The organism is Rhizobium sp. WSM409, from assembly GCF_057653825.1.
The window spans coordinates 4,522,370-4,548,267 of sequence record NZ_CM172794.1; the positions used below are offsets into that span (position 1 = coordinate 4,522,370).

Sequence of the window (25,898 nt, forward strand, 5' to 3'; positions counted from 1 at the left end):
AAGAAAACAAGAGGCATTTTTTGCTTCAAACATCACGCTTTTTAATGGAGGTTCTGGGGGGATTGGAATCGGGGATAGTTTCGAATGAACGATAATGGGCCTGTACGCTACAAGGTGGCGGAAGCCGCGCGGCTGGCGGGTGTTTCGGCCTCGACGCTGCGCCTCTGGGAAAGCCAGGGTCTGGTGGTTCCCGGTCGTTCCGAAACCGGCCATCGGCAATACAGCGCCGACGATGTGGCGCGGTTGAAGCGCATCTCCTGGTATCGTGTCGAGCGCGGGCTCAATCCCGCGGCAATCCGCGAGGCGTTGGAGAGCGAGGAACCTTCCGCCGATGGCGCCGAGGCAAGCCAGGATACCGGCCTCGGCCGCAAGCTGCGCAGCCTGCGGCATGCGAGCGGCAAGACGCTCGATCAGGTGGCCGGCGACATCGGCGTCACCTCGTCGACGCTCTCGACGCTGGAGCGCACCTCGCAGGGCGTCAGCTTCAAGACGCTGCATGATCTCGCCGAATATTACGGCACCACCGTCTCCCGCCTCTCCGGTGAGGAAAGCGGGGAGGTATCGGCGCATGTGCGCGCCGGCGAATGGCGCGCCTGGCCGGAAACGACGCCGGGTGTCGCGGTGCAGCTCCTCGCCGAAGGTCGCCGGATGATGGATTGCCATCGTTTCGTGTTGGCGCCGGGTGCTGCCAGCGAGGGCGCCTATCGCCACGAGGGCGAGGAATTCATGCATGTTCTGTCCGGTCGGCTCGAACTGGTGCTCGACGGCGATCAGTTCTTCGATCTCGGCCCCGGCGATTCACTCTATTTCGAAAGCCGCCGCGATCATTCCTGGCGCAACCGTCACGACGGCGAAACCGTGCTTCTCTGGATCAATACGCCGCCAACATTTTGATGCGGAGATAAAAGAGGGAGAGCGTCCTATGTGCGTCCAAGAGGACGCACGGCGCTCTAGCGGCGGGAAAGCGGTTTCGCGCTCTGCGCCTTTGCGCTATAGCGCTGCTGCATAATTCCTTAAATCGGAATCGATTTAAGGATAAAATAATGCAGCCATTCAAAGTGCTACGGCGCTGTAGGGGATGCATCGAACGAAAGACAGTCTCATGGCGGCGACCATACGTTATCACGAAGGCGATATTTCCGCGGCCGATGCCGCCCGCTACACCGGCGCGATCGCGATCGACACCGAAACGCTCGGTCTGGTGCCGCGCCGCGATCGGCTCTGCGTCGTCCAGCTTTCGCCGGGTGACGGCACCGCCGATATCATCCGCATCGCCGCCGGTCAGAAAGAGGCGCGCAATCTCGTCGCCCTGCTTGAAGACCCCACCCATCAAAAGATCTTTCATTACGGCCGCTTCGATATTGCCGTGCTCTTCCATACCTTCGGCGTCACCGCGACCCCGGTGTTCTGCACCAAGATCGCCTCGCGTCTGATCCGGACCTATACGGATCGCCACGGCCTCAAGGACAATCTCAAGGAGATGCTCGACGTCGACGTCTCCAAGGCGCAGCAATCTTCCGATTGGGCGGCCGAGAGGCTGTCTCCGGCGCAGCTCGAATATGCCGCCTCCGACGTGCTTTATCTGCATGCGTTGCGCGATAAGCTGACGGAACGCCTGATCCGCGACGGCCGCTATGATCATGCGACGGCCTGCTTCGAATTCCTGCCGACCCGCGCCAAGCTCGACCTGCTCGGCTGGGAAGAGGCCGATATCTTCGCCCATAGCTGAGCGAATTGCTTTCATTCTGCGTTTGCTAATAACCGCGCGGCAGACTTGTCCGCGGCCGTTAGCGATTCATTAACGCCTGTTTATTAACATTCCTGTTAATTTTTATGCATTCGATGGCGCCGGAACTGCGTCATGCGGACAGGAGGATCTGCTGGGATGCAAGGGGACCGGATGAGCGCGGTCCTTTTCTAGAGCCTGCTTTCATCGTCACTTTACGAAAGGAGCATGCCATGTTGACTCCCGTTCGTGCAGCGTCCAATGCAAGCTTTTCGTCCCAGGGTCAGACAGCGGCGATCGTCGCCAGTGGTCTCGGCCACTCGGTGATTGCCCCCGCGCCTGTCAACGCCGTCGAAGCCGCGGACCTCAATTCCGCCATTGCCGGCAAACTCAATATTCTGCTCCTTGCGGCGCGCGAGCGCATGGTCGAAGCCCTTCTCGATGTCATTGATGCGGCAGGCCGCTCGATTTCGCTGGATCGTGGAGATGATGAGAGCAATCTTGCCTTCGCCTCCCGGCTTGCCGATGCGATCCGGCGGCTGCCGGCCGCGAGAATCGACGAGGTCGAGCGCCAGCTCACCGAGAATGGGCATAGCGTGCCGCTCCGGACGATCGCCGAGGCCCTGAAGAACCCGACAGGCCCTGAAGCCGCTCGCATCGTCGCCTATCTGGAGATTGTCCGCTATAAGGATCGCGATCTCGCCGCCCGCGCGGTCGTCCGCTCCTATGGCCAGAACGATGCATCGCCGATGCGCGCCGAACCTCGCCCCGAGATCCGGCTGCCCGAGATCCGGCTGCATGAGGACAGCCTGCCTGCCGCCTTGCGCCAGCCGGCAGACAAGCTGCCCGTGCCGGCCGATTCGCTTATCGAAGCCGCAGCATCGGCGGCGGCCGAAGAGGCGGTCATCGCCGAAGCCGTGGAAGCTGCCGATCCGGAAGCGCCGAAGGCTGAGAACCGGGCTCAATCCGCCCCGGCGACGGCAAGAGAGATCGCCCCGGAAAAATCTGCGCCGCAGGAGATCGAAGCCGGGCAACCGCTGCCGACGGAAGCCGCAGCAGCCGACGATACGCAGGCAACGCCGGAGCCGCCTGCCATCCAAACCAGTGCGATGTCGGAAAAGGTCGATCCTGTCATTCCCAGGAACTGGGCAGGAATTGTTGCCTCCATGACCGAAGAAGTCTCCGAGCTGATCGCCACGATCATCCGCGAGCAAGACGTCGAAACCGTGCAGGACGATGTTCCCGTCGAGGCGGCAGTGGAGATCGACACGATCCTCGACGACGCCGTCATCAGCGATGCGACCGAGACCTTGACCAGGCAGCCGGTCGAATTCACCGCACCCGATCCCCGCCAATCAGCAGCACTCCGCCCACCGCAGATGGATGAGGCCGCGGCGGCGGCAGCCCGTCAGCCGAAAGAAATCTCCGCGCGACCGCAGATGATGCCGATACCCGAGACGTCCGAGGCTTCCTATCTGCCGCTGGCGGCAAGGATGCCGGAGGGATTTGCCTATAGCCAGCTGCCCTACCAATTCGCCAAGGATACACCGTCGAACGAGAAGGCAGGCGAAACGCACCACCAGCATCAGCACCAACGCGACGACGGGTCCGAGGATCAGCAACAGGCACAGTCCGGTGGCGAGGATGCCGAGCCCGATGCCGAAACGACCGATGCGGCACCCGAACGCAGGACGCCGAGGATGATTGATGCCGAACCGTCGGCTTATCAGCCAGGTCGCCCGGACGATGACCCGGTCTACGCGCTCTATCAGCGCATGGTCGGTTGGGAATAACATTTTCATTGGCTGAAAATGAAGAACCCGCCGGATCGCTCCGGCGGGTTCTTCAATTCAAAGGCGGATGCGAGGCTTATTCGCCGCCGCGGTTCTTCAGGGCTGCGCCCAGGATGTCGCCGAGCGAAGCGCCGCTGTCGGACGAACCGAACTGGGCAACGGCTTCCTTCTCTTCCGCAATCTCCAGAGCCTTGATGGACAGCATGATCTTGCGGTCCTTCTTGGAGAAGTTGGTAACGCGGGCGTCGAACACCTGGCCGACCGAGAAGCGCTCGGGGCGCTGCTCGTCGCGGTCGCGGGCGAGGTCGGCACGGCGGATGAAGGAAGTGATGTCCTCGTGGTTGACGAGCTTCACTTCGACACCGCCGTCGTTGACCGCGATCACTTCGCAGGAAACGACTGCATTCTTGCGCAGGTCGCCGGAAGCAGCGGCGTCGCCGACTGCATCCTTGCCGAGCTGCTTGATGCCGAGCGAGATGCGTTCCTTCTCGACATCGACGTCGAGAACGACGGCCTTGACGACGTCACCCTTGTTGAACTCCTCGATGACCTGTTCGCCCGGACGGTTCCAGTCGAGGTCGGAGAGGTGCACCATGCCGTCGACATCGCCGTCGAGACCGATGAACAGGCCGAATTCGGTCTTGTTCTTGACTTCGCCTTCGACTTCAGTGCCGGCCGGATGGCTGCGGGCAAATGCTGCCCACGGATTTTCCAGCGTCTGCTTGAGGCCGAGCGAAATACGGCGCTTGGACGGGTCGACTTCGAGAACGACGACTTCGACTTCCTGGCTCGTGGACAGGATCTTGCCGGGGTGAACGTTCTTCTTGGTCCAGGACATTTCCGAGATGTGGATCAGGCCTTCGATGCCCGGCTCCAGCTCGACGAATGCACCGTAATCGGTGATATTCGTGACGGTACCGGAAATCTTCTTGCCTTCCGGATACTTGGCCTGGATGCCATCCCACGGATCGCTCTCGAGCTGCTTCATGCCGAGCGAGATACGGTGGGTTTCCTGGTTGATGCGGATGATCTGAACCTTGACCTGCTGGCCGATGTTCAGGATTTCCGACGGATGGTTCACACGGCGCCATGCCATGTCGGTGACGTGCAGCAGGCCGTCGATGCCGCCGAGGTCAACGAACGCACCGTAATCGGTGATGTTCTTGACGACGCCGTCAACAACCTGGCCTTCTTCGAGGTTCTGAACGATTTCAGAACGCTGCTCGGCACGGGATTCTTCCAGAACCGTACGGCGCGAAACCACGATGTTGCCGCGGCGCTTGTCCATCTTGAGGATTTCGAAGGGCTGCGGGTTGTGCATCAGCGGGGTCACGTCGCGGATCGGACGAATATCGACCTGAGAACGCGGCAGGAAGGCGATCGCACCGTCGAGGTCGACCGTGAAGCCGCCCTTGACCTGGTTGAAGATCACGCCTTCGACGCGCTCGCCAGCTTCGAACTTGGCTTCGAGCTTGACCCAGCTTTCTTCGCGGCGAGCCTTCTCGCGCGACAGAACGGCTTCGCCAAGCGCGTTTTCGATGCGCTCGACATAAACTTCGACTTCATCGCCGACCTTCAACAGGCCGTCCTTGGCGCGCGCGCCGAATTCCTTCAGCGCGATGCGGCCTTCAACCTTCAGGCCGACGTCGACAACGGCGACGTCCTTCTCGATGCCCGTGACGATGCCCTTGGTGACATAGCCTTCGGCCAGGTCGTTCTTGGCAAAGGACTCTTCGAGAAGAGCCGCGAAATCCTCGCGGGAGGGGGTAGCTACTGACATAAAATCTCCTGCGTGTCCTGAAATGGAAGCGGACACGTATGCGCCGGTTGGTTTGCGTTGAACGGGCCTGAACCCAGTCCGCCCTCTCTGACGAAGGCAATCCGGCGCTTGGACGGAATTTCAGGCTTGCTGTATTAGAAGCGATCCATGCTCAGAGCACGCAAAATCGCTTGAATTTAGGCATTTCGGCTCAAGACCGCATCGATGATCGATTGAGCAGCTTGAAACGCGGCCTCTATACTCATTTCCGACGTATCAAGCAAGTGCGCATCATCAGCTGGTTTCAAAGGGCTGTCGGCCCGTCCCATGTCGCGTTCGTCGCGCCGCTTGACGTCCTCGAAGATCGCATCGAAATCCACAGTCAGGCCTTTGCCGAGGATCTCGTCATAACGGCGTCTTGCGCGGACTGCCGGCGACGCCGTCACATAGAATTTCACCGCCGCATTCGGGCAGACGACCGTGCCGATATCGCGCCCATCGAGCACCGTTCCCGGCGCTTTCGTCGAAAACCGTCGCTGCGCCTCGACCAGCGCCCGGCGCACCGCCGGCATGACGGCAATCTTCGAGGCGGCTTCGCCGATCTCATGTTTGGAAAGTATATCGCGATCCAATCCGGCGAGTTCAACCTCTCTTGCGATCTTTTCCGCCACCGCCTCGTCGTCGAGAGGCAGGCCGGCATCGAGCAGCGCCTTGGCTGTGGCGCGATAGGTCAGGCCGGTATCAAGATGGTGATATCCGTAGCGCTCTGCGATGAGGCGCGAGAGAGTGCCCTTGCCCGCCGCCGCCGGGCCATCGATGGCGATGGTGAAGGTCTCGTTCGTCATACGATCAATCCTGCGGCAGCGCCGAAACGGCGAATGAGTTTGTCTTCGCGGATTGCCGCGGCCGGTAGATCATTCCGGCACCTCCGCGATCTTCGCTCCAAGGCCGGTCATCAGCTGCATGAATTCCGGAAAACTGGTCGCGATCATCGCCGCGTCGTCGATCGTGACAGGATGCTCCGAGGCAAGCCCCATGACAAGGAAACTCATGGCGATGCGATGGTCGAGATGTGTGCTGACCCTGCCGTCGGCAGCATTGCCGAGGCCCTTGCCGTCTGGCCGGCCGCGCACGATGAGAAAATCCTCGCCTTCGTCGCAGTCGACGCCATTGAGTTTGAGGCCATCGGCGACGGCGGAAAGACGGTCGGACTCCTTGACGCGCAGTTCCTCCAGCCCCTTCATGATCGTCGCGCCCTCGGCGAAACAGGCAGCGACGGCGAGGATAGGATATTCATCGATCATCGACGGCGCACGTTCTTCGGGAACGGTGACGCCCTTGAGTTCGGAATGGCGCACGCGCAGATCCGCCACGTCCTCGCCGCCGGCAAGACGCGCATTCGCCACCTCGATGTCGGCCCCCATCTCCTGCAGCGTCAGGATCAGCCCGGTGCGGGTCGGGTTCATCAGCACGTTGACGATGGTGATGTCGGAGCCGGGAACAAGCAGCGCCGCAACCAGCGGGAAGGCGGTGGAGGAGGGGTCGCCCGGAACGTCGATCACCTGGCCCGCCAGCTTGCCGCGCCCTTCGAGCCGGATTGTGCGCACACCCTCGCTATCGGTCTCGACGGACAGGGCAGCACCAAAACCCTGCAGCATCTTTTCGGTATGGTCGCGCGTCATCACCGGCTCGATGACCGTGGTGATACCCGGCGTATTGAGGCCGGCAAGCAGCACGGCCGATTTCACCTGGGCGGATGCCATCGGCACCCGATAGCGGATCGGGCTCGGCGTTCCCGGGCCTCTGAGCGTCACCGGCAGCCTGTCGCCCTCGGAGGCGCTGACCTGCACGCCCATTTCGCGCAGTGGATTGAGCACGCGGCCCATCGGCCGTTTCGAAAGCGAGGCGTCGCCTGTGAAGGTGGAGCGAAAATCGTAGGTGCCGACGAGGCCCATGGTCAGACGTACGCCGGTGCCGGCATTGCCGAAGTCGAGCGGCGCGTCAGGCGCAAGCAGTGCACCGTTGCCGGTGCCGTCGATCACCCATTGTTCGCCTTCTTTGCGGATCCTGGCGCCCATCGCCTGCATCGCCCGGCCGGTATTGATCACGTCCTCGCCTTCGAGCAGACCGGTGATCCGCGTTTCGCCGGAGGCGAGCCCGCCGAACATGAAGGAACGATGCGAGATCGACTTGTCGCCCGGAATACGGACGCTGCCCGTAAGACCGGCGGATTTGCGGGCGGTGGCGGGCTTTGGCGCGGAGCCGTTCAGCATGGCGCAATCCTTTGCAAATGCAGTCTATTTTTGCCGCGAGACAGGCTTGGCCGGTCGCAATTCCCGTCCGCTTCTGCAGCTGTTGCGGCTCGTTAACATAAACGCGCCGGGCGGTCATCCGTCGGCTTGCCAAAAACCCGGCGCCCGGCTCGCAAAGTTTGGCTTTGACATGGGAAGCCACAGCGATTAAGGGGACCGGCTTATAAATTCCGATGGAACGCCGGCTTGATCGGCATTTGCCGAATCTTGCATTCGGTCATTCACACGAGGCTTATAGTGGCGAAAGCGGAACTTGGAACCAAGCGTACCGATCCGGAAACCGGCAAGAAGTTTTATGATCTGAACCGGGATCCGATCGTCTCTCCTTATACCGGCAAGTCCTACCCTCTGTCCTTCTTCGAAGAAACCTCGGCGATCGCCGAAGTTGCCGAGGAAGAGGAGGTCGCGGAAGTCGATACTGAAAACACCGAAGTCGAACTGGTTTCGCTGGAAGATGCCGATGACGCCGCCAGCGGTGACGACATCCCCGATATCGGCGATGACGATGTCGAAATCGAAGGCGACGACGACGACGATACCTTCCTCACACCCGACGAGGATGACGATGATGACGACATGAGCGACATCATCGGCGTGACCGGCGACGACGACGAAGTCTGAGACCGCATTTCGGCCCGGCGAGGAAAAAATTCTCCGGGCCAGATTTTTTAGGCTTGCTATCTCCGGAATCCGGAAGTAATAAGCCGCCACTCCGAAGGGCACGCCTTGAGGAGTATCCCAGGACCGGCCGCGAGCCGGACCACCTTGATGGGGCTATAGCTCAGCTGGGAGAGCGCTTGCATGGCATGCAAGAGGTCAGCGGTTCGATCCCGCTTAGCTCCACCAGCCTACGCTCTTCGAGCTTCGGCTCGGCAAGCCGGCAGGCTTGACGGGACGAGGGCGAGAAGGAAGCGGAGGCTGCCGCGCCGAAGTTGCGAAGCAACATAGCGGGCTACGATCCTTCCATGAAGTACGTCTACATTCTCCATAGCACTGAATTTCCGGATCGCTATTATGTTGGCGTGACGAGTGATCTGAAGTCGCGCTTGGCAAAACACAACGCCGGCGAGGTTTCTCACACCTCGAAATATCTTCCTTGGTCTCTCAAGACCTATCTCGCTTTCTCCGATGAAACGCAGGCCTTCGCTTTCGAGAAATATCTGAAGTCGGCTTGAGGCAGAGCTTTCGCAAAGAAAAGACTCTAGCCGGCCCACCTCAACTCCGGCAGGACGCCTCCACAGCCCGCCGGCGCCTTGCTGACCGGCGATTTCATCTCCTTCATGACAGGCAACACGACGCGGCCGCACTGGCCTTGAGTGAGGGCAATCTTTATCACGCGGCGGTCCTGATCTCCGCCACCGTCGTGCAGAAATTCTTCGAGGCAGCAGACGCAACGAAAAGGGCTTGGGCGGCGGATATACCGCGTTCGGAGACGAACAGATCTTCCTCAATGTGACGAATTCCGAAGGAGAGCCTTATAGCGGCCTTGATGACGCAACCTTCCAAGGCGGACTAAAACGCGCTGCCGCATCCTTTGGTGCGCGTCACAAAGACAGCCGAAAGCAAAGGCTGGAACCGCGATGAATGAGAGCCCCGTACGAGGCATCCACGCGCAAGCCGCTTGGCTATCGAAAGATGCATCGCTGAAGGCCCAAGTGAGAATTCACCGGCAATAAGAAAATATCGAAGGCGGCTGTTTCGGGCAAACAGTCAAAATTAGAATATTTTGTCTATTGATTTGATGGATTATAGCGTTCCATAGCCCTGTCGATTTTAACAATAAGATTTTCGAACGTCCGGCGAATGCGTCGTTGGGCGCATGTGACTTGCCGTCTTCTTCCAAGATCAGCCAGGAGATATCCATGAGCAATCCAGTTCTCGTCAATCAGATCATTCCCGAGTCCGATGTCGTGCCGCTGACCGGCCGCGTCGGAGCCGAAATCAGGGGTATTCGCCTCGGCGGAGACCTTTCCGACGCGACGGTCGCAGCCATCAACCAGCTTCTCCTGAAACACAAAGTCATCTTTTTCCGCGATCAGGACCATCTTGGCGATTCCGAACAGGAATCGTTCGCGCGCCGCCTGGGCGACCTTGTGCCTCATCCAACTCAGGGTCCGGTGGCCGGCACGGCTTCCATCCTCAATCTCGATTCCAGCCGCGGAGGCGGCAGGGCGGACCAGTGGCACACCGACGTCACCTTCGTGGATGCCTATCCCAAATTCTCGGTCCTTCGCGGCGTCGTCATTCCGGCGGCTGGAGGTGATACGATCTGGTCCAACACCCATGCCGCATACGAAAGTCTGCCAGCATCGCTCAAATTGCTGGCGGACAATTTGTGGGCCATTCACAGCAATGCCTATGACTACGCAGCCGTGCGCCCTCGCGCCACCGCTGACGAGAAGAAGCATTTCGAGGAAGTTTTCACGTCGACCATCTACGAGACCGAGCATCCAGTCGTGCGTGTCCATCCCGAAACCGGCGAAAGATCGCTGCTGCTCGGCAATTTCGTTCAGCGTCTCGTCGGCTTGTCGAAGAGCGACTCCGCAAAACTCTACGAGGTGTTCCAGTCCTATGTTACCGCGCCGGAAAATACCGTGCGCTGGCACTGGAGAGCCGGTGACGTCGCAATCTGGGATAATCGCGCGACCCAGCACTACGCTGTCAACGACTAATACGGTGCGCGTGTTGTCGGAATCGCAGGCGGGTCCAAGAAATGTGACCACTTACGCCAAGAGCTCGGCTTCGATGTCGCGATAGACCATCATTCGAGCGATTTTCCGGCACAACTCGCAGCCGCCTGTCCGAACGGAATCGATGTCTATTTCGAGAATGTTGGTGGCCACGTCTGGAGCGCGGTGTTTCCATTGCTGAACGACTTCGCGCGGATACCGGTCTGTGGCCTCATCGCGCATTACAACGAAGGATCCTCTGTCTCGAACGGAGGTGATCAGCTTCCTGCGGTGATGCGTGCCATCCTGCGGAAAAGCCTCACCATACGAGGCTTCATACAGCGCGAATTTGCCGACCAGCGTCCCGACTTCTCCCATCAGGCCGGAGCGTGGATCTCGGAAGGGCGGCTCAAGTACAAGGAAGATCTCGTTGACGGCCTTGAAAACGCTCCCGAGGCTTTCCTTGGCCTCCTGGAAGGGAAAAATTTCGGAAAGCTGATCGTGCGCGTCGCGCCCCGAACATAGCCTCGGCGTTCTCTATTTCGCGGCGCAGTTCTTTTTGCTCACGGTCGGAACAGAACAAAAAAGCGAATCCCGAAGAGGCCGACACCGGAGCACATATATTCTATCAAAAATATAGAGACACTTTAATTTGGTCTCGTCTTATTCCGGAGGGTATGATGAAGATCACAAGGCGAGCTTTCACTGCAGTGGTGGCAGGTGCCATCGCGACACCTTTGACCCACGTTCGGCTGGCCGGCGCCGCTGACAAGGCCGTGCGTATCGGCTACCAGAAATATGGAACGCTGGTGCTTCTCAAGGGCAAAGGCACGCTGGAGAAGAAACTGGAACCCATCGGCTACACCGTTGAATGGACCGAGTTTCCGGGCGGTCCTCAATTGCTCGAGGCCCTGAACGCTGGTGCTGTCGATTTCGGATCGACCGGCGAAACGCCGCCGATCTTCGCCCAGGCCGCAAACGCTCCGCTTGTCTATATCGCACACGAGCCGCCCGCCCCGCGCGGAGAAGCCATACTGGTCCCGAAGGACAGCCCCATAAAGTCCGTCGCGGAACTGAAAGGCAAGAAGGTCGCCTTCAACAAGGGCTCGAACGTGCATTACCTGCTCGTCAAGGCGCTCGAAGAAGCCGGCTTGACCTATGAGGACGTCGAATCATCCTTCCTCGCTCCGGCCGACGGCCGCGCAGCCTTCGAAAAGGGCGCGGTTGATGCTTGGGTCATCTGGGATCCCTTCCAGGCCGCGGCGGAAGTCGCGGTCGAAGCGCGAGAACTCAGAAACGGCGAAGGCATCGTCCCCAATCACCAGTTCTATCTCGGCACCAAGTCGCTGGTCGACGGTCACGCCGAGGCGATCGATGTCGTGATCGACGCCATTTCCGAGATCGACGAATGGACCAAGTCCGACACCGCGGCTGCGGCTGCGGAGCTCTCACCATCGGTCGGCATCCCCGAACCTGTCCTCGTCAAGGCGCTCGAGCGCCAGTCCTACGGGGTCAAGAGCCTGGACGACACCGTCGTCGCGCAGCAGCAGAACATCGCCGACACCTTTTTCAAACTGAAGCTCATTCCCAAGGAGGTGACGATTGCCGACGTTGTCCGCAAGGGCAAGGCGTGATGCCCACTTTAAGATCTGAGTTACCGGCCAGCGAGAAGATCTGCGAGACAATTGCTCGATGCGGTGCTGTCGGCAGGATGGCGAGGCTTTCGTCTGTCTCCTCCCAGCGAGACTCATTCCGGGCGCGGGAGAGTGGAAATCTTTCGACGCTGCGCGCGCCAGGGACTGACGCTGCGCGAACTGATCATTCAAACGCAGGAAACCGGCCACTGGTCGGTTGCCGGAACAGCTGACGGATGCGATCGAAGAGCGCGTCAAGTCAGGTGTTCTCGATGTCTTATCGATGCACGGCTTCGGCAATCCCGACCAGGAGGACCTCCAGGTAAACGGTTTGCTTCCTGAGCTCCGGCGCCGTCAACTGATCGACACCGATTATGTCGGAGAGGATTTCCGCTCCAATCTGGAACTGCCGCCGCTTGCGCCGCCGACAGTCATCCGGGCATCGCGAACGGCCTGACGGCAAGCCATTCCCGACCCAGCGCATCGCTCCGAGCGGCGATGCGGCTTTGGCCGGCTGTTGCCGTCCATTCACAGGTTGGAACAATAACTCTCCCACGTCGTCACAGGCTTTGACGACGTGCTGCGCTTTTAGCCACGTCACCAATCCAACCGTTGAGCAATGACGCTGCCGCATGGCTTTGCGAGACGATCTGAGGCACCAGATCGATATCCGGAAGGCTGCCCAGGCCGAGCGGTCCCATTGCGAACAGCCCATGCAACGCGCTCGCCTTGGTCCGCCCGCATTCATCTACGACGATACCGATCTCGAGTTCGTCACGCGTTGCAAGCCCCGCAACGATAAGCGAACGGACAAGCGGACTATCGGTCCCGGACGGCCGGAAGCGGCAGTCTATCGTCAGGTCCGCGGGAAGGACCTCAAGCCCGGTCGGGGCCGAAAACAGCACGCCGTTTGTGGCGATGCAATTCACTTTTCCCTTCCTCACGGCGATCGCGCCGCTGGCGATCGCATGATGCAGGCGCTGATAGTGCTCCGGCGGCAAGCGGTTGCGATGACTGTCGTAAATAGCCTTCACATGGCGTTTGAACCGTGCGCGCTCTTCCGGCGTCAGTCCCACCCAAAGGTCACGCGCACGTGAACGAAAGCCGTTCATAATGCCTTGCCATCCCGAACCTTCCAGATCGGCTCTGTTGGCGGCCTCACGCAGGAAACGGAATGCGCCGCGGAGCGTCCCCGGCATGGGTTGGTCGGTGACAACAGATCCAACGGCGGCAGGAGCATGCGACTGAGGCAGAAAGCCCGATTCCGAGATCAAAGTGACATGGGAAATCTTCGCGTCGGCCAGCAATCCGAGCGCCCTGTCGACCGCGTGGATGCCGCCGCCGATCACGACAGCGTTTTGCGTTCCACTGGCAGGAGCCACGTCCGAACTTTCCCGCATTCCGTAACCAGTCGCGAGAAACACAGCGTCAAAGCGGGTTCGCTGCTCCGCTCCAAGGAAAACCGAATATCCTCCGTCCAGATGCCTATCGATCGCCGTTACGGTATCCGAGCCAAACTGGACGATGACATCAGGCCGATGGGTCAGAGCTTCGGAGAAGCGTTTGTACACATAGGTGCTGAAAATTTCTCCGGGCACAAAGGCGTGTTCGAGACCTGCAGGATCCGAGATCAGGCGATCGCGCCACGTGTCATCGGTTTCGAGCCATCGACGAAAATCATCCGGCAGGCCGGGATCAACAGAAAGGTCGCGAACGCGGCTGGTCAGCACCGTCGACGCGGGCTGACTTATGCCCTCGCCGATATCTATCTTTGCTCGCGGATCGAACATCACCAGATGGAAAGGCCGCTCAACTCTTTTGAACAGAGCGATTGCGGTCATGATCCCCGTGAAGCCTCGGCCGACAATCGCAATCCTTGCGAGATGGTCCGCTTCCTGGGTCTCCGAATTCGAAGAACGTGACGAGAGAAGAGTCATTCATCGGCTCCTTCTGCGTTGGACCGGTCGGCATAAATTCGCCCGATCCGACCAGTCGCATAATTCTCTATCAAAATAATAGACAACCATGTCCCGAACGCAAGCACCATTCGACTTGAAATGATGACTGGGCGGTTTTGGCGGCTGGCGGGCCTTGGCCTCCCTTCCGGCTGCCGGCTTTACGCATTCCGGAGCACGGCTGACGGGCGATACAGCGACTTGGAAATTTTTTCCCGGTTCCGGCGAAAAAAGAGAGGAATTTTAGAGCGGCTACAAAGATCCACGTAATTTTAGACCATCTATCGCCGGCCAGATTAACCTAACGTCTGCATGCTGGATGTCGCGACATCCCGCATGCAGAAGGAAGCTAGCATGACGGTTCCACTGGTCAGCTTGAGCAATCTGTCGACGGAGCCATCCCCCTCGCCTCAGGTCGCCGCGATATGGGAGGCTCTTTGCGCGGAGGCCGTCAATGCTTCGGCCAAGGATGCAGCACTCACGCGCGCCATGAATTCCGCGGTGCTTTATCATGCGAGTTTCGCCCAGGCGCTCGCTCAGCGGGTCGCGATCAAACTGGCCAATCACGACCTCGACCATGACGAGCTGCTGGCGGTGATTGCCCAGGCGTTCGTCGGCAATCGCAATATTGTCGCCGATGCTGCGGCGGACCTCACCGCGATCAAGGAACGCGATCCATCGAACACGGAAATCCTGACGCCATTCCTCTATTTCAAGGGCTTTGTGGCTCTGCAGGGACAACGCGTCGCTCACTGGCTTTGGCATCATGACCGCCTCCATTTGGCGCGCCACATCCAGAGCCGAATTTCTGAAGTTTTCGGCGTCGATATTCATCCCGCCGCAAAGATGGGCAGGAGCATCATGCTCGATCATGGGAGCGGCCTGGTCATCGGCGAAACGGCTGTTGTCGAAGACGATGTATCGATACTCCAGAACGTCACGTTGGGAGGGACGGGCAAGGAGACCGGCGACCGGCACCCCAAGGTACGGCGCGGCGCTCTGATCGGAGCGGGGGCCAAGATTCTCGGCAACATCGAAATTGGTGTCGGCGCCAAGGTGGGTGCAGGCAGCGTGGTCATAAATGCTGTTGCAGCCTACACATCGGTCGCCGGCATTCCGGCGAGGCAGGTGGGCAAGCGCCACTTCAACCTCCCGGGCATCACGATGGACCAGACCTTGTCTGAACCGGAGTATATGATCTGAGGCCTGGGGTAGGCTTGTCTGGGCGAGGTTGGCGTGACGAGTAACCTGAAATCGCGCCGCCCTACATCACCTCCGGCAGGCCGCTCTCACAGCCCGCCGGCGCCTCGCACCTCACATCTCGACGATAACAGCCGTCACCCGCTTTACCACCGGCAGCATCAATAGCAGGACGGGAAAGGCGATCGCCCAGGAGAGCGCCCAAGCGGAGGGCCACATGGCAAGGGCAGGGGCGGTCAGGCCCTGTGCTCTGACGATGCTGATCGCTGAGACGACTGATGTCATCAGCAGCGAGAGAATGAGCGGCATGACGATCGTATTGTAACGTTTGGGGAGTTTGCCTTTGGGCATTTTGATCTCCGTAAGGTGCCGATCAGGCAATTGCGCAGCGCCGATCGGCGGGTTGCGCGTTGATTGACGTAAACGCTTACGGAGCTTCGATCTGAAGCAACGCCGTTTCTATGGCCGAAAATGTGTTGCCGTTCAAGTCCACCCCATCCCCTTCGGATCGCCTTTGCCAATTCCTCAATGAGAGGATGTATGTTCGTTGCTGGAATCTCAGCGATTCGGCTCCAGGACCCTCAGCCAATGACCAGAGCAAGACGCCGCCGCATCATCCGGACTCGACGAACCCTGACCGGGCTCGCCCTGGTCGGCTCGATCTCGTTTCTGGCTGGCATGACCGATGCGACTGGTCTTCTGCTGACCGGCGACTTTGTCTCCTTCATGACGGGGAACACGACGCGGGCCGCACTGGCCTTGAGTGAGGGCAATCTTTATCACGCGGCTGTCCTGATCTCCGCCATCGTCGTTTTCGTGCTCGGCAATGCGGCTGGCGTCGTCATCTCCCATGTCTCCGAGCGCCGGATCTTTGTGGTGCTCGGCTGCGTCGGGCTGGTTCTGGCGCTCGCCTCGATGATGACGGTGCAGAACATGCTGTTCGCGCGGTTCTACATGATCGTCTTTTCCATGGGCATGGTGAACGCTGCCGTCGAGCATATCGAAGGCCTGCCGATCGGGCTGACCTATGTGACCGGCGCCCTGTCGCGCTTCGGCCGGGGCATCGGCCGCTGGATCATCGGCGATCGTCGTGTCGAATGGACGATCCAGATCGTGCCCTGGGGCGGCATGGTGCTCGGCGCGATCGCCGGCGCCGTCCTGACGCGGCTGACCGGTGCGCACGCGCTGTGGCTGGTCTCCCTCTTCGCCATGCTGCTTGCACTTGCCGCCACGCTCATCCCGCGGCCGCTTCAGCGCCGCTTCAATCAGAAGGTTGCACCGAGCGGATCGGCCATCACGCGCGCGAAATAAAACCGTCGCATTCCTGTCACCGTCGAATCGGATAGGAAGGATCGCCGCCAATCCTCAAGGAGTGGGTCTTGTTCCTGATTTCGAAGCTTGTCTGGATTTTTGCTCAGCCGCTGTCGCTGGCATTCTTCCTCGTCTTCCTTGCCCTGCTTGCCGGCCTTCTGCGCTGGCGTATCTTAAGTATCCTCGGCGCAGCCGGTTCAGCCCTCATCCTCTTCGTCACGCTCTACACCACGGCCGGCAACCTGCTGATGCAAGGTCTCGAGCAGCGCTTCGCAAAGCCTGCCGCAGATCCCGATAGCCTGCAATGCATGATCGTGCTCGGCGGCGGCTTCGAAAACGAGGTGAACACGGCGCGCCACGGCATAGAATTCAACGGCGGAGCCGATCGCTTCATCGAAGCCCTGCGGCTCGCGCAGAAATTTCCGCAGTCGCGCATTCTGGTGTCGGGCGGCGACGGCTCCATGTCAGGCATCTATGAAGGTGATGCGGCGGCATCCGAGCGTTTCTTCCCGCTCTTCGGCGTCGGCAGGGATCGCCTGATCGAGGAGAGGCAATCGCGCACGACCTTCGAAAACGCCGTCAACACCAAGGAATTCCTGGCAAGCCAGGGTCTTTCAAATTGCCTGCTGATCACATCGGGTTTCCACATGCCGCGCTCCGTCGGCATCTTCCGCAAGCTCGGCATCGATATCGTGCCCTGGCCGACCGATTATCGCACCGACGGCCAGGTGAGGCTCGGGCTCGATTTCACTCAGCCGAACCTCAATGCGCAGAACATGGCGACGGCGATCCGCGAATGGTACGGGCTGGTAGGATATTATCTCGCCGGCCGCACATCCGAACTTTATCCGCAATAGACCGCCGCGCGTCCGATAGGACGCGCAAAGGACGCTCTATCACTTTGAATTCGCGCATAATCCCGAAAATCTTTCGGGATTATGCGCTGAAATTTACTTTTTCGAGATGGTGACGAATTTCGTGCCGCGGACACGCGCCGTCACGATGCAGGGATCACCTTCGGTGCGGTCGCAGAAACGCGGATGCATCTTCATCGCCAGCACCATGTTGCCGAAGCGCTGGACGAAATCGTAGCCATAGATCTGTGCGGTCGCGATCATGAAATAACCGCCTTCGGCAACCTGCAGGTAGAAATTATAGGTGCAGCCGTCGTCATTGCATTGCGGCCCCTTCTGCCCGTCGCAGGTCAGTTGGCCCTCGTTGACCACGGCGTCGATCAGGCCGTCATTGTTGATGTCCTGCCGGATGATGAAGCCGTCGGCAAATTCAGCCGTCTTGCACTGCTCCTGAAAATGTTTCTTCTCGTAGATCTCAGGATCGGAAATCAGCGATTGCTGACTGAGGGCGACAGCCGGCATGGCAAGCAGCAGGACGATATTCAGAACGGCGAGCACCAGCGTTTTCACGGCTTTCCTCTTTGGATAAAGGCTCCTAATGCATGTCGCCCAAAACTGTGCAGCGGTTTTGGGACAACGACATGCATTATATCAAAGACTTCAGCTTTATGGCCGCGCCGCCTTGCGCCGCCCTTGCCGCCGTGATTGATTCCGCAAAACTTCCGCCGGTTCCGGGGCTCGCATGTCTCTGCTCGTCTATCTCGATTATGCCGGCATTGCGCTGTTTGCAGCAACAGGCGCGCTCGCCGCCTCGCGCAAGCAACTGGACCTGATCGGTTTTTTGTTTTTCGCCATGGTGACGGGAACGGGCGGCGGCACCGTACGCGATATCGTGCTCGGCCGTGTGCCGGTCTTCTGGGTGCTGAACCCCGCCTATATCCTCGTCTGCTGCATCGTCGGCGTCATCGTTTTTTTCACCGCCCATCTGCTGGAATCGCGCTATCGCCTGCTGATCTGGCTGGATGCGATCGGCCTTGCCGCCTATTGCGTGATCGGCGCCGCCAAGGGCCTCGCCGCCACCGGTTCGCCGACCATCGCGATCGTCACCGGCACGCTGACGGCGACCTTCGGCGGCATCCTGCGCGATCTGATGGCAAACGAGCCTTCGGTGTTGTTGAGGCCGGAAATCTACGTGACCGCAGCCCTTATCGGCGCCGGCGTGTTCACGGCCGCGAATGCGCTCGGAATGCAGCTCTATCTGGCGTCTGCCTGCGGCGTCGTGGCGGCCTTTGCCGCTCGCGGTGGAGCCCTGTGGTTCGGCTGGACCTTCCCGACCTACAGGCACAAGCCCGGCCGGCATCCCGACGATGTCATGTGAAGCCTAATGCATGTCGCCCAAAAGTGCGCAGCGGTTTTGGGACAACAATATGCATAAAAATAAAGATTTAAAGGGCGTCGTATTAGCCCGATGCGGTGCGATGCGCTTTAGTCGTCAGCCCTGCTTCGCTCGCAGGCGGATCACCACGTCGACATGGGCGATCTCCATGCCCTCCGGCGGTTCCGGCAGATTGGCGATCGTCAGGTTGCTGACGGGAATGTCGAGCACCTCGTTCTCGCCTTCGACGAAGAAATGGTGATGGTCGGATATATTGGTGTCGAAATAGGTCTTGGCGCTCTCGACGGCGAGAACCCGGATGAGACCGGCTTCGGTGAATTGGTGCAGCGTGTTGTAGACGGTTGCCAAGGAGACTGGCACGCCGGCGGCAACCGCCTCCTCATGCAGTTCCTCGACGGTCAAATGCCGATCGCCCTTGGCAAACAGGAGGTCGCCGAGCGCGACACGCTGGCGGGTGGGGCGCAGGCCTGCACCGCGCAGCCTTACCTCTATTGCGATCGGGAGTGCACCCGTCATCAAAACCAACTCCGGTTATTCTGGCATAAAGCAATCATGTTTCTTTAAGGGGTATAACTTTTGCATCGGAGCCTTTCAATAGTTCAATGGGGACAGGAGCCTGATAAACGCGGCAAAAACGGGCTTTTGACGCAAATAGGTCTGGTCCCGGCCCTAGCCTTCCTGTATGCGACCACCAAATAATGGCGCAAGCCTGGTCCGGGGCGATGAATGAAGCTGCCTTGCTCGTGCTTCATTTTCTGAAGAACTTGGACTACACGTTCACATCCATCGGCTTGATGCGGGAGGAAAAGAAACTTTATGACGACCAGACAGTCCAGCTTCTCGTATGAAGAACTCATCGCTTGCGCACATGGCGAGCTGTTCGGGCCCGGCAATGCGCAGCTGCCCCTGCCGCCCATGCTGATGGTTCACCGCATCACGGACATTTCCGAAACGGGCGGCACCTTCGATAAGGGCTACCTCCGGGCCGAATACGACGTACGCCCCGACGACTGGTATTTCCCCTGCCATTTCGAAGGCAATCCGATCATGCCGGGCTGCCTCGGTCTCGACGGAATGTGGCAGCTGACCGGTTTCTTTCTAGGCTGGCTCGGCGAGCAAGGCCGAGGCATGGCGCTTTCGACCGGCGAAGTGAAATTCAAGGGCATGGTCCGGCCACAGACGAAGCTGATCGAATATGGCATCGACTTCAAGCGTGTCATGCGCGGCCGTCTGGTCCTCGGCACGGCCGACGGCTGGCTAAAGGCGGACGGCGAGACCATATATCAGGCGGCCGACCTTCGCGTCGGTCTATCGAAAGACAAGGCGGCCTGAAACCGCATTTCGAGCGGCTGACGAAAACAACAAAGGTTTGATCAGATGAGACGGGTAGTTGTCACGGGCCTGGGTGTCGTGTCCTCGATCGGAAACGACGCGGCCGAAGTCACCGAATCCTTGCGGCAGGCAAAGTCGGGTATCTCCTTTTCGAGCGATTTCGCCGAACATGGGTTCAAGTGCCAGGTCTGGGGCAGTCCGAAGCTCGGTTCGGCGGAACTTGCCGAACTGGTCGACCGCCGCGCCATGCGCTTCCTGTCGCAGGGCGGCGCCTGGAACCATGTCGCCATGAAACAGGCACTTGCCGATTCCGGCCTGGAAGAGAAAGACTACGCTCAGAACGAGCGTACCGGCATCATCATGGGCTCCGGCGGTCCGTCCACCCGCACCCTGATCGAAGCTGCCGAGATCACCATAAAAAATAACAGCCCGAAACGCATCGGCCCCTTCGCCGTGCCGAAGGCGATGTCCTCGACCGCATCGGCCACGCTCGCCACCTGGTTCAAGATCCACGGCGTAAATTATTCGATCTCGTCGGCCTGCTCGACCTCGGCGCATTGCATCGGCAACGCCGCCGAGATGATCCAGTGGGGCAAGCAGGACGTGATGTTCGCCGGCGGCCACGAGGATCTCGACTGGACGATGTCCAACCTCTTCGACGCCATGGGCGCCATGTCCTCCAAATATAACGACACGCCGGACAGCGCCTCGCGCGCCTATGATGTCAACCGCGACGGTTTCGTCATCGCCGGCGGCGCCGGCGTGCTGGTGCTTGAGGAGCTGGAGCGCGCTAAGGCCCGCGGTGCCAAGATCTACGCAGAAATCGTCGGCTACGGCGCAACCTCGGACGGCTACGACATGGTCGCCCCCTCGGGCGAAGGCGCTATCCGCTGCATGCGCCAGGCGCTCGCCACCGTCAAAGGCGACGTCGACTACGTCAACACCCACGGCACATCGACGCCGGTCGGCGACAGCAAGGAAATCGGCGCCATCCGCGAAGTGTTCGGCTCGAAGATCCCGCATATCCAGTCGACCAAGTCGCTGACCGGCCATTCGCTTGGCGCTGCCGGGGTGCAGGAATCGATCTATTCCCTGCTGATGATGCAGCAAGGCTTCATCGGCGAAAGCGCTCATATCACCGAGCTCGATCCCGAATTCGAAGGTGTCCCGATCGTGCGCAAGCGCATCGACGACGCCAAGATCGACATTGCCCTCTCCAATTCCTTCGGCTTCGGTGGCACCAACGCCACGCTCGTCTTCCAGCGTTATAACGGATAATAATATGACGGGATTCATGCAGGGTAAGCGCGGGCTCGTTATGGGCGTCGCCAATAACCACTCGATCGCCTGGGGGATTTCAAAAGCTCTCGCCGCACAGGGTGCGGAACTCGCCTTCACCTATCAGGGCGATGCGCTCGGCAAGCGCGTCAAGCCGCTTGCTGCCGAGGTCAACTCGGATTTCGTGCTGCCCTGCGACGTCGAGGACGTCGCCTCGGTCGATGCCGTGGTCGACGCGATCAAGGAGCGCTGGGGCAAGCTCGATTTCATCGTCCATGCCATCGGTTTTTCCGACAAGAACGAGCTGAAGGGTCTCTACGCCGATACGACGCGGGAGAATTTCAGCCGCACCATGGTCATTTCCTGTTTCTCCTTCACCGAGATCGCCAAGCGCTGCGCTCCGTTGATGGAAGATGGTGGTGCGATGCTGACGCTGACCTATAATGGCTCGACGCGCGTCATCCCGAACTACAACGTCATGGGGGTTGCCAAGGCAGCGCTCGAGGCTTCGGTGCGTTATCTCGCTGCCGACTACGGCCCGCGCGGCATCCGCGTCAATGCCATTTCCGCCGGCCCGATCCGTACGCTTGCCGGCGCCGGCATCTCCGATGCGCGCGCGATCCTCTCCTGGAACCAGCGCAATGCGCCGCTGCGCAAGACCGTGACCATCGATCAGGTCGGCAACTCGGCTCTCTACCTGCTCTCCGACCTTTCCTCCGGCGTCACCGGCGAAATCCACTTCGTCGACGCCGGCTTCAACGTCACCTCCATGCCGACGCTGGAAACGCTGAGCAAAGCGGACGTCGAGTAAACGGCTACCCCATTTGAAACTCAAAGGCCGTGCGCAGATGATGCGCACGGCCTTTTTGTTGTTCGATGATAGGATCAGCGTCGAAGCCGCCTGAGCCCTATTTCTTCGCCCAGAGAACCTTGAACCGGGCGTTGCGGCAGGTTTCGCCGCTTTCCTTGAAATTCGCCGCCAGAACTGGCTCGTATGGCAGGCCGCGATTGGCGACGAGCAGCAGGCGGCCGCCGCCGCGAAGGGCGGATGCGGCCGTCTTGATCATTGCCTGGCCGAGCGCCGGATCGGCCGCGTGTCCCTCATGGAAGGGTGGGTTCATGATGACGAGATCGTATTTGTCTTTGACCGGCTCACCCGCCAGATCGTGCCAGAAGAAGCGTGCAGGCGCGTTCGGGCAGTTCTTAGCCAGATTACCCCTGGCAGCCTCCAAAGCCGCGTGATCGGCCTCGTAGAGGTCGAGACGCGTCAGTCCACGCGACTTCTGCGCCTGCTCGACGGAGAGATAGCCCCATCCGGCGCCGAAATCCGCAACGTCGCCGGTGAAATCCTCAGGCAGGCGCGACGCCAGCAGCTCCGATCCTGCATCGATGCGGTCATGCGAGAACATGCCTGGAGTCGCTTGGAAACGACCATCGACGCGGACCGGCGCCTTTGCCAGCTTGGAGATAATCTCGTCTGCATCCGCCGGCCGGCCGAACCAGAAGGCGACGCCGTGATATTTCGGCATATAGTCGACGGCAATATTGAAACCTTCCATCCGCTTGCGTAGCGGCTGGATGCCGTCTTCCTTGGCGCCGGCAACGACGATCAGGCCGCCGAGCCGGGTGCGGGCGATCGCAGCGGCGAGATTGGCCTCGTTCTCGCCCTTGTGCTTGGTGCAGAGCACCAGAGCCGCATCGTAGTCTTCGCCGTCGATCTCCGGCTTCGCTTCGATCCGCTGGGCCAGCAGCTGCCGATAGAGCGGCCGGAAGCCCTGGACGGCGCTGAGCGAGGCGGCAAAGCCTTCCGGCAGCGCAAAGCCTGCCTCGGCGCCGAGGAAGAGCACGCGCTCGCCCTCGCCGGGCGCCGCGACTGTGCCGCTGGCAAAGGGATGGAACAGGGTCTTCAGCGTCTCGCTGCTCATGGTCTCGTCTCGTCCTAAAGCATGTCGCGCAAAAGTGTTCAGCGGTTTTGCGAGCACGACATGCGCAAAACCAAAGACCTGAAGTGCGGCTAGAGCGCCGCGCGTCTTTTCAGACGCGCTAAGGACGCTCTATCACTTTGAATCTGCGCATAACCCTTTCCGAAAATCGATTCCGACTTTCGGGGTTATGCGCTAGCGATCTGAAAGATCGCGCCGCGCTTTAGGATACAAAAAAGGGCGCGGAAGCATTCCCGCGCCCGGTATTGAATCTCGAAGGCGGCTTATTCGGCCGCTTCTTCCTTCTTCTTCTCGTTCGGGATTTCCTGGCCGGTGGCCTGGTCGACGACCTTCATCGACAGGCGAACCTTGCCGCGTTCGTCGAAGCCGAGCAGCTTGACCCAGACCTTGTCGCCTTCCTTGACGACGTCCTGCGTCTTAGCAACACGCTCGGAAGCGAGCTGCGAGATGTGGACGAGGCCGTCACGGGCACCGAAGAAGTTGACGAAGGCGCCGAAGTCGGCGGTCTTGACGACCGTGCCTTCGTAGACCTGGCCGATCTCAGGCTCGGCGACGATCGAGTGGATCCACTTGCGGGCCGCTTCGATTTCCTTGCCCGAAGACGAGGCGATCTTGACGGTGCCGTCATCCTCGATGTTGATCTTCGCGCCGGTCTTTTCGACGATTTCGCGAATGACCTTGCCGCCGGAGCCGATGACTTCACGGATCTTGTCGACCGGGATGTTCATGACTTCGATGCGCGGAGCGAATTCGCCGAGCTGGCCGCGGCTTTCGGTGATGGCCTTGGACATTTCGCCGAGGATGTGGACACGACCGCCCTGGGCTTGGCCAAGGGCGACCTTCATGATCTCTTCGGTGATACCGGTGATCTTGATGTCCATCTGCAGCGAGGTGATGCCGTCGGCGGTACCGGCGACCTTGAAGTCCATATCGCCGAGGTGGTCTTCGTCACCGAGAATGTCGGACAGGACAGCGAAGCGATCGCCTTCCAGGATCAGACCCATGGCGATACCGGCAACCGGCTTTGCCAGCGGAACGCCGGCGTCCATCAAAGCGAGCGAGGTACCGCAGACGGTCGCCATCGAGGACGAACCATTCGACTCGGTGATCTCGGAGACGACGCGCAGCGTGTAGGGGAATTGCTCAGGCGTCGGCAGCATCGGACGGATCGCGCGCCATGCGAGCTTGCCGTGGCCGATTTCGCGGCGACCCGGGGAGCCCATGCGGCCGGTCTCGCCAACCGAGTAGGGAGGGAAGTTGTAATGGAGCAGGAAGCGCTCCTTGTACATGCCCGTCAGACTGTCGACATACTGCTCGTCTTCGCCGGTGCCGAGCGTGGCAACCACGATCGCCTGGGTTTCGCCGCGGGTGAAGAGTGCCGAACCGTGGGTGCGCGGCAGAAGGCCGACTTCCGAAACGATCGGACGAACGGTTTCGAGGTTGCGGCCGTCGATGCGGCTCTTGGTGTCGAGGATGTTCCAGCGGACGATCTTCGCCTGCAGATGCTTGAAGATCGCGCCGACTTCCTCGGCCGTGTACTTGGCTTCGCCTTCCTCGGGGAGGAAATGCGCCTTCACCTTCGCCTTGACGGCGTCGACGGCGGCGTAGCGATCAGCCTTCTGGGTGATCTTGTAGGCTTCGCGAAGTTCACCTTCGGCAAGGCCGAGCATTTCGGTTTCGAGAGCGGAGTAGTCTGCCGGCTGGAAGTCGCGCGGCTCCTTGGCGGCCACTTCGGCGAGCTTGATGATCGCGTCGAGAACCGGCTGGAAGCCCTTGTGGCCGAACATGACGGCGCCGAGCATGATGTCTTCGTTAAGTTCCTTGGCTTCGGATTCCACCATCAGCACGGCGTCATAGGTGCCGGCGACGACGAGGTCGAGGCTCGATTCGTCCATCTCGTCGAGATGCGGGTTGAGAACGTATTCGCCGTTGATGTAGCCGACGCGCGCACCGCCGACGGGGCCCATGAAGGGAACGCCGGACAGCGTCAGCGCAGCCGAGGTGGCAACCATCGACAGCACGTCGGGATCGTTTTCGAGGTCATGCTGGATAACGGTAACGACAACCTGCGTGTCGTTCTTGTAGCCCTCAGGGAAGAGCGGGCGGATCGGGCGGTCGATCAGGCGGGAAACCAGGGTTTCCTTTTCGCTCGGACGGCCTTCGCGCTTGAAATAGCCGCCGGGGATCTTGCCGGCGGCATAGGTCTTTTCCTGGTAGTTGACGGTGAGCGGAAAGAAGTCCTGGCCGGCCTTCGGCGCCTTGGCCGAAACGACGGTGGCGAGAACGACGGTTTCGCCGTAGGTGGCGAGAACGGCGCCGTCGGCCTGACGGGCGATCTTGCCGGTTTCGAGTTTCAGCGGGCGGCCAGCCCACTCGATTTCCACTGTGTGTGTATCAAACATGTCTTGTCCTTCAATGCGGGAGCACGCGCCATCGCCGATATCAAGGCGCAGCGCACAGTCGACCGCAATCAATGTGACGTATCACGGGCAAGACAACGGGAGGCTTTTCATCCTCGGTTTCCTCAGGCATTCCTGAGAAACCGGGCCAAAGCTCATTGACAAGCCTTGGCCGAAAGCATCCGGCAATCCTGCCCCATGACAGGTCAACGGTTGGTTTGGCAGAACCGGCCCATCCGGGTCTGCCGGTCTTTCCACCGCTAAAAGATAGGGCGCGGCTGGAACATTTCATCGGGAGACGTGTCCCGAAACAGATCCGGCGGGCGCTCGGAAAGCG

The 25,898-nt window shown here is 60.2% G+C and carries 23 protein-coding genes, 1 tRNA gene and 3 pseudogenes; 18 read left to right on the plus strand and 9 right to left on the minus strand.

Translation table 11 applies throughout. The features are described 5' to 3' along the window. Positions 1 to 84: 84 nt before the first annotated feature. The 3 genes from AC25BC_RS22085 (at position 85) to AC25BC_RS22095 (ending at position 3,519) form a co-directional block, all read left to right on the plus strand. The gene (locus AC25BC_RS22085) at positions 85 to 894 is read left to right on the plus strand and encodes a MerR family transcriptional regulator (protein ID WP_012759627.1); all 810 of its coding nucleotides are present in this window, start codon (positions 85 to 87) and stop codon (positions 892 to 894) included. Positions 895 to 1,102: 208 nt separating this feature from the next. Further along, positions 1,103 to 1,729, plus strand: coding sequence for a ribonuclease D (locus tag AC25BC_RS22090; protein WP_012759628.1), 627 nt, complete (start codon positions 1,103 to 1,105; stop codon positions 1,727 to 1,729). A gap of 230 nt (positions 1,730 to 1,959) precedes the next feature. Further along, positions 1,960 to 3,519: a hypothetical protein gene (locus AC25BC_RS22095; protein ID WP_012759629.1), complete on the plus strand. Its 1,560-nt coding sequence runs from the start codon at positions 1,960 to 1,962 to the stop codon at positions 3,517 to 3,519. A 76-nt stretch (positions 3,520 to 3,595) separates the two neighbouring features. On the opposite strand, the gene rpsA is transcribed toward AC25BC_RS22095, so the two are convergent. From rpsA to aroA, 3 genes are all read right to left on the minus strand, one after another. Next, positions 3,596 to 5,299: a 30S ribosomal protein S1 gene (gene rpsA, locus AC25BC_RS22100; protein WP_003544285.1), complete on the minus strand. Its 1,704-nt coding sequence runs from the start codon at positions 5,297 to 5,299 to the stop codon at positions 3,596 to 3,598. Positions 5,300 to 5,475: 176 nt separating this feature from the next. Continuing rightward, complete coding sequence (cmk, locus tag AC25BC_RS22105; RefSeq protein WP_012759630.1) at positions 5,476 to 6,123, minus strand: (d)CMP kinase; 648 nt, start codon at positions 6,121 to 6,123, stop codon at positions 5,476 to 5,478. A gap of 69 nt (positions 6,124 to 6,192) precedes the next feature. Then, positions 6,193 to 7,551 carry a 3-phosphoshikimate 1-carboxyvinyltransferase gene (gene aroA / locus AC25BC_RS22110; RefSeq protein WP_012759631.1) on the minus strand — a complete coding sequence of 453 codons (1,359 nt, stop codon included), beginning with the start codon at positions 7,549 to 7,551 and terminating at the stop codon, positions 6,193 to 6,195. A gap of 276 nt (positions 7,552 to 7,827) precedes the next feature. Here aroA and AC25BC_RS22115 point away from each other — a divergent pair, with 276 nt between their 5' ends. The 8 genes and pseudogenes from AC25BC_RS22115 to AC25BC_RS22150 all read left to right on the plus strand — a co-directional run bounded on the left by AC25BC_RS22115 (position 7,828) and on the right by AC25BC_RS22150 (position 12,350). Beyond that, positions 7,828 to 8,211, plus strand: coding sequence for a TIGR02300 family protein (locus AC25BC_RS22115; protein WP_012759632.1), 384 nt, complete (start codon positions 7,828 to 7,830; stop codon positions 8,209 to 8,211). 149 nt (positions 8,212 to 8,360) lie between these two features. Then, positions 8,361 to 8,436 (plus strand) — tRNA-Ala (locus AC25BC_RS22120). A 119-nt stretch (positions 8,437 to 8,555) separates the two neighbouring features. Further along, a complete protein-coding gene (locus AC25BC_RS22125) occupies positions 8,556 to 8,765 on the plus strand; it encodes a GIY-YIG nuclease family protein (protein ID WP_012759633.1) in 210 nt (69 codons plus the stop codon). A gap of 72 nt (positions 8,766 to 8,837) precedes the next feature. Then, a pseudogene (locus AC25BC_RS22130) lies at positions 8,838 to 8,956 on the plus strand (YoaK family protein); the annotation flags it as partial. 496 nt (positions 8,957 to 9,452) lie between these two features. After that, positions 9,453 to 10,259: pseudogene (locus AC25BC_RS22135) on the plus strand (TauD/TfdA dioxygenase family protein); the annotation flags it as partial. 3 nt (positions 10,260 to 10,262) lie between these two features. Continuing rightward, positions 10,263 to 10,784: pseudogene (locus tag AC25BC_RS22140) on the plus strand (zinc-binding dehydrogenase); the annotation flags it as partial. Positions 10,785 to 10,939: 155 nt separating this feature from the next. Then, complete coding sequence (locus AC25BC_RS22145; protein WP_012759636.1) at positions 10,940 to 11,893, plus strand: sulfonate ABC transporter substrate-binding protein; 954 nt, start codon at positions 10,940 to 10,942, stop codon at positions 11,891 to 11,893. Positions 11,894 to 12,110: 217 nt separating this feature from the next. After that, entirely contained in the window at positions 12,111 to 12,350 is a 240-nt protein-coding gene (locus AC25BC_RS22150; protein WP_041935606.1) for a hypothetical protein, read from the plus strand. A 103-nt stretch (positions 12,351 to 12,453) separates the two neighbouring features. On the opposite strand, the gene AC25BC_RS22155 is transcribed toward AC25BC_RS22150, so the two are convergent. Then, a complete protein-coding gene (locus AC25BC_RS22155; RefSeq protein WP_012759637.1) occupies positions 12,454 to 13,830 on the minus strand; it encodes an FAD/NAD(P)-binding protein in 1,377 nt (458 codons plus the stop codon). Positions 13,831 to 14,202: 372 nt separating this feature from the next. Between AC25BC_RS22155 and cysE the strand changes: the two genes are divergently transcribed. After that, the gene (gene cysE, locus AC25BC_RS22160) at positions 14,203 to 15,051 is read left to right on the plus strand and encodes a serine O-acetyltransferase (protein ID WP_012759638.1); all 849 of its coding nucleotides are present in this window, start codon (positions 14,203 to 14,205) and stop codon (positions 15,049 to 15,051) included. Between the two features lie 111 nt (positions 15,052 to 15,162). Here the strand turns inward: cysE and AC25BC_RS22165 are convergent, their stop codons facing one another. Next, positions 15,163 to 15,399 (minus strand): DUF2798 domain-containing protein, encoded by a 237-nt coding sequence (locus tag AC25BC_RS22165; protein WP_012759639.1) that lies wholly within the window; start codon positions 15,397 to 15,399, stop codon positions 15,163 to 15,165. A 237-nt stretch (positions 15,400 to 15,636) separates the two neighbouring features. Between AC25BC_RS22165 and AC25BC_RS22170 the strand changes: the two genes are divergently transcribed. Then, positions 15,637 to 16,359 (plus strand): YoaK family protein, encoded by a 723-nt coding sequence (locus AC25BC_RS22170; protein WP_012759640.1) that lies wholly within the window; start codon positions 15,637 to 15,639, stop codon positions 16,357 to 16,359. Between the two features lie 68 nt (positions 16,360 to 16,427). Next, on the plus strand, positions 16,428 to 17,216 hold the full coding sequence (locus AC25BC_RS22175) for a YdcF family protein (RefSeq protein WP_012759641.1): 789 nt from the start codon (positions 16,428 to 16,430) through the stop codon (positions 17,214 to 17,216). Between the two features lie 93 nt (positions 17,217 to 17,309). Here the strand turns inward: AC25BC_RS22175 and AC25BC_RS22180 are convergent, their stop codons facing one another. Further along, positions 17,310 to 17,783: a hypothetical protein gene (locus tag AC25BC_RS22180; protein ID WP_003544300.1), complete on the minus strand. Its 474-nt coding sequence runs from the start codon at positions 17,781 to 17,783 to the stop codon at positions 17,310 to 17,312. A gap of 172 nt (positions 17,784 to 17,955) precedes the next feature. Here AC25BC_RS22180 and AC25BC_RS22185 point away from each other — a divergent pair, with 172 nt between their 5' ends. Continuing rightward, complete coding sequence (locus tag AC25BC_RS22185) at positions 17,956 to 18,591, plus strand: trimeric intracellular cation channel family protein (protein ID WP_012759642.1); 636 nt, start codon at positions 17,956 to 17,958, stop codon at positions 18,589 to 18,591. 114 nt (positions 18,592 to 18,705) lie between these two features. On the opposite strand, the gene irrA is transcribed toward AC25BC_RS22185, so the two are convergent. After that, entirely contained in the window at positions 18,706 to 19,125 is a 420-nt protein-coding gene (gene irrA, locus AC25BC_RS22190; protein ID WP_012759643.1) for an iron response transcriptional regulator IrrA, read from the minus strand. Between the two features lie 300 nt (positions 19,126 to 19,425). Here irrA and fabA point away from each other — a divergent pair, with 300 nt between their 5' ends. Genes fabA through fabI form a run of 3 tightly spaced genes read left to right on the plus strand, consistent with a single transcriptional unit; the run spans position 19,426 to position 22,030 of the window. After that, the gene (gene fabA / locus AC25BC_RS22195; RefSeq protein ID WP_012759645.1) at positions 19,426 to 19,941 is read left to right on the plus strand and encodes a 3-hydroxyacyl-[acyl-carrier-protein] dehydratase FabA; all 516 of its coding nucleotides are present in this window, start codon (positions 19,426 to 19,428) and stop codon (positions 19,939 to 19,941) included. Between the two features lie 45 nt (positions 19,942 to 19,986). After that, entirely contained in the window at positions 19,987 to 21,219 is a 1,233-nt protein-coding gene (gene fabB, locus AC25BC_RS22200; RefSeq protein ID WP_012759646.1) for a beta-ketoacyl-ACP synthase I, read from the plus strand. 4 nt (positions 21,220 to 21,223) lie between these two features. Then, positions 21,224 to 22,030 carry an enoyl-ACP reductase FabI gene (gene fabI / locus AC25BC_RS22205; RefSeq protein WP_003555777.1) on the plus strand — a complete coding sequence of 269 codons (807 nt, stop codon included), beginning with the start codon at positions 21,224 to 21,226 and terminating at the stop codon, positions 22,028 to 22,030. Positions 22,031 to 22,127: 97 nt separating this feature from the next. Here fabI and AC25BC_RS22210 read toward each other — a convergent pair whose 3' ends face one another. Together AC25BC_RS22210 and pnp are read right to left on the minus strand one after the other, a co-directional pair. Next, positions 22,128 to 23,144 carry a class I SAM-dependent methyltransferase gene (locus AC25BC_RS22210; protein ID WP_012759647.1) on the minus strand — a complete coding sequence of 339 codons (1,017 nt, stop codon included), beginning with the start codon at positions 23,142 to 23,144 and terminating at the stop codon, positions 22,128 to 22,130. A gap of 281 nt (positions 23,145 to 23,425) precedes the next feature. After that, the gene (gene pnp, locus AC25BC_RS22215) at positions 23,426 to 25,564 is read right to left on the minus strand and encodes a polyribonucleotide nucleotidyltransferase (RefSeq protein WP_012759648.1); all 2,139 of its coding nucleotides are present in this window, start codon (positions 25,562 to 25,564) and stop codon (positions 23,426 to 23,428) included. Between the last annotated feature and the right edge of the window lie 334 nt (positions 25,565 to 25,898).

Coding starts and splice junctions, on each gene's coding strand:
- AC25BC_RS22085 (WP_012759627.1), top strand. CDS start 85: ATGAACGATAATGGGCCTGTACGCTACAAGGTGGCGGAAGCCGCGCGG.
- AC25BC_RS22090 (WP_012759628.1), top strand. CDS start 1,103: ATGGCGGCGACCATACGTTATCACGAAGGCGATATTTCCGCGGCCGAT.
- AC25BC_RS22095 (WP_012759629.1), top strand. CDS start 1,960: ATGTTGACTCCCGTTCGTGCAGCGTCCAATGCAAGCTTTTCGTCCCAG.
- rpsA (WP_003544285.1), bottom strand. CDS start 5,299: ATGTCAGTAGCTACCCCCTCCCGCGAGGATTTCGCGGCTCTTCTCGAA.
- cmk (WP_012759630.1), bottom strand. CDS start 6,123: ATGACGAACGAGACCTTCACCATCGCCATCGATGGCCCGGCGGCGGCG.
- aroA (WP_012759631.1), bottom strand. CDS start 7,551: ATGCTGAACGGCTCCGCGCCAAAGCCCGCCACCGCCCGCAAATCCGCC.
- AC25BC_RS22125 (WP_012759633.1), top strand. CDS start 8,556: ATGAAGTACGTCTACATTCTCCATAGCACTGAATTTCCGGATCGCTAT.
- AC25BC_RS22145 (WP_012759636.1), top strand. CDS start 10,940: ATGAAGATCACAAGGCGAGCTTTCACTGCAGTGGTGGCAGGTGCCATC.
- AC25BC_RS22155 (WP_012759637.1), bottom strand. CDS start 13,830: ATGACTCTTCTCTCGTCACGTTCTTCGAATTCGGAGACCCAGGAAGCG.
- cysE (WP_012759638.1), top strand. CDS start 14,203: ATGACGGTTCCACTGGTCAGCTTGAGCAATCTGTCGACGGAGCCATCC.
- AC25BC_RS22165 (WP_012759639.1), bottom strand. CDS start 15,399: ATGCCCAAAGGCAAACTCCCCAAACGTTACAATACGATCGTCATGCCG.
- AC25BC_RS22170 (WP_012759640.1), top strand. CDS start 15,637: ATGACCAGAGCAAGACGCCGCCGCATCATCCGGACTCGACGAACCCTG.
- AC25BC_RS22185 (WP_012759642.1), top strand. CDS start 17,956: ATGTCTCTGCTCGTCTATCTCGATTATGCCGGCATTGCGCTGTTTGCA.
- irrA (WP_012759643.1), bottom strand. CDS start 19,125: ATGACGGGTGCACTCCCGATCGCAATAGAGGTAAGGCTGCGCGGTGCA.
- fabA (WP_012759645.1), top strand. CDS start 19,426: ATGACGACCAGACAGTCCAGCTTCTCGTATGAAGAACTCATCGCTTGC.
- fabB (WP_012759646.1), top strand. CDS start 19,987: ATGAGACGGGTAGTTGTCACGGGCCTGGGTGTCGTGTCCTCGATCGGA.
- fabI (WP_003555777.1), top strand. CDS start 21,224: ATGACGGGATTCATGCAGGGTAAGCGCGGGCTCGTTATGGGCGTCGCC.
- AC25BC_RS22210 (WP_012759647.1), bottom strand. CDS start 23,144: ATGAGCAGCGAGACGCTGAAGACCCTGTTCCATCCCTTTGCCAGCGGC.
- pnp (WP_012759648.1), bottom strand. CDS start 25,564: ATGTTTGATACACACACAGTGGAAATCGAGTGGGCTGGCCGCCCGCTG.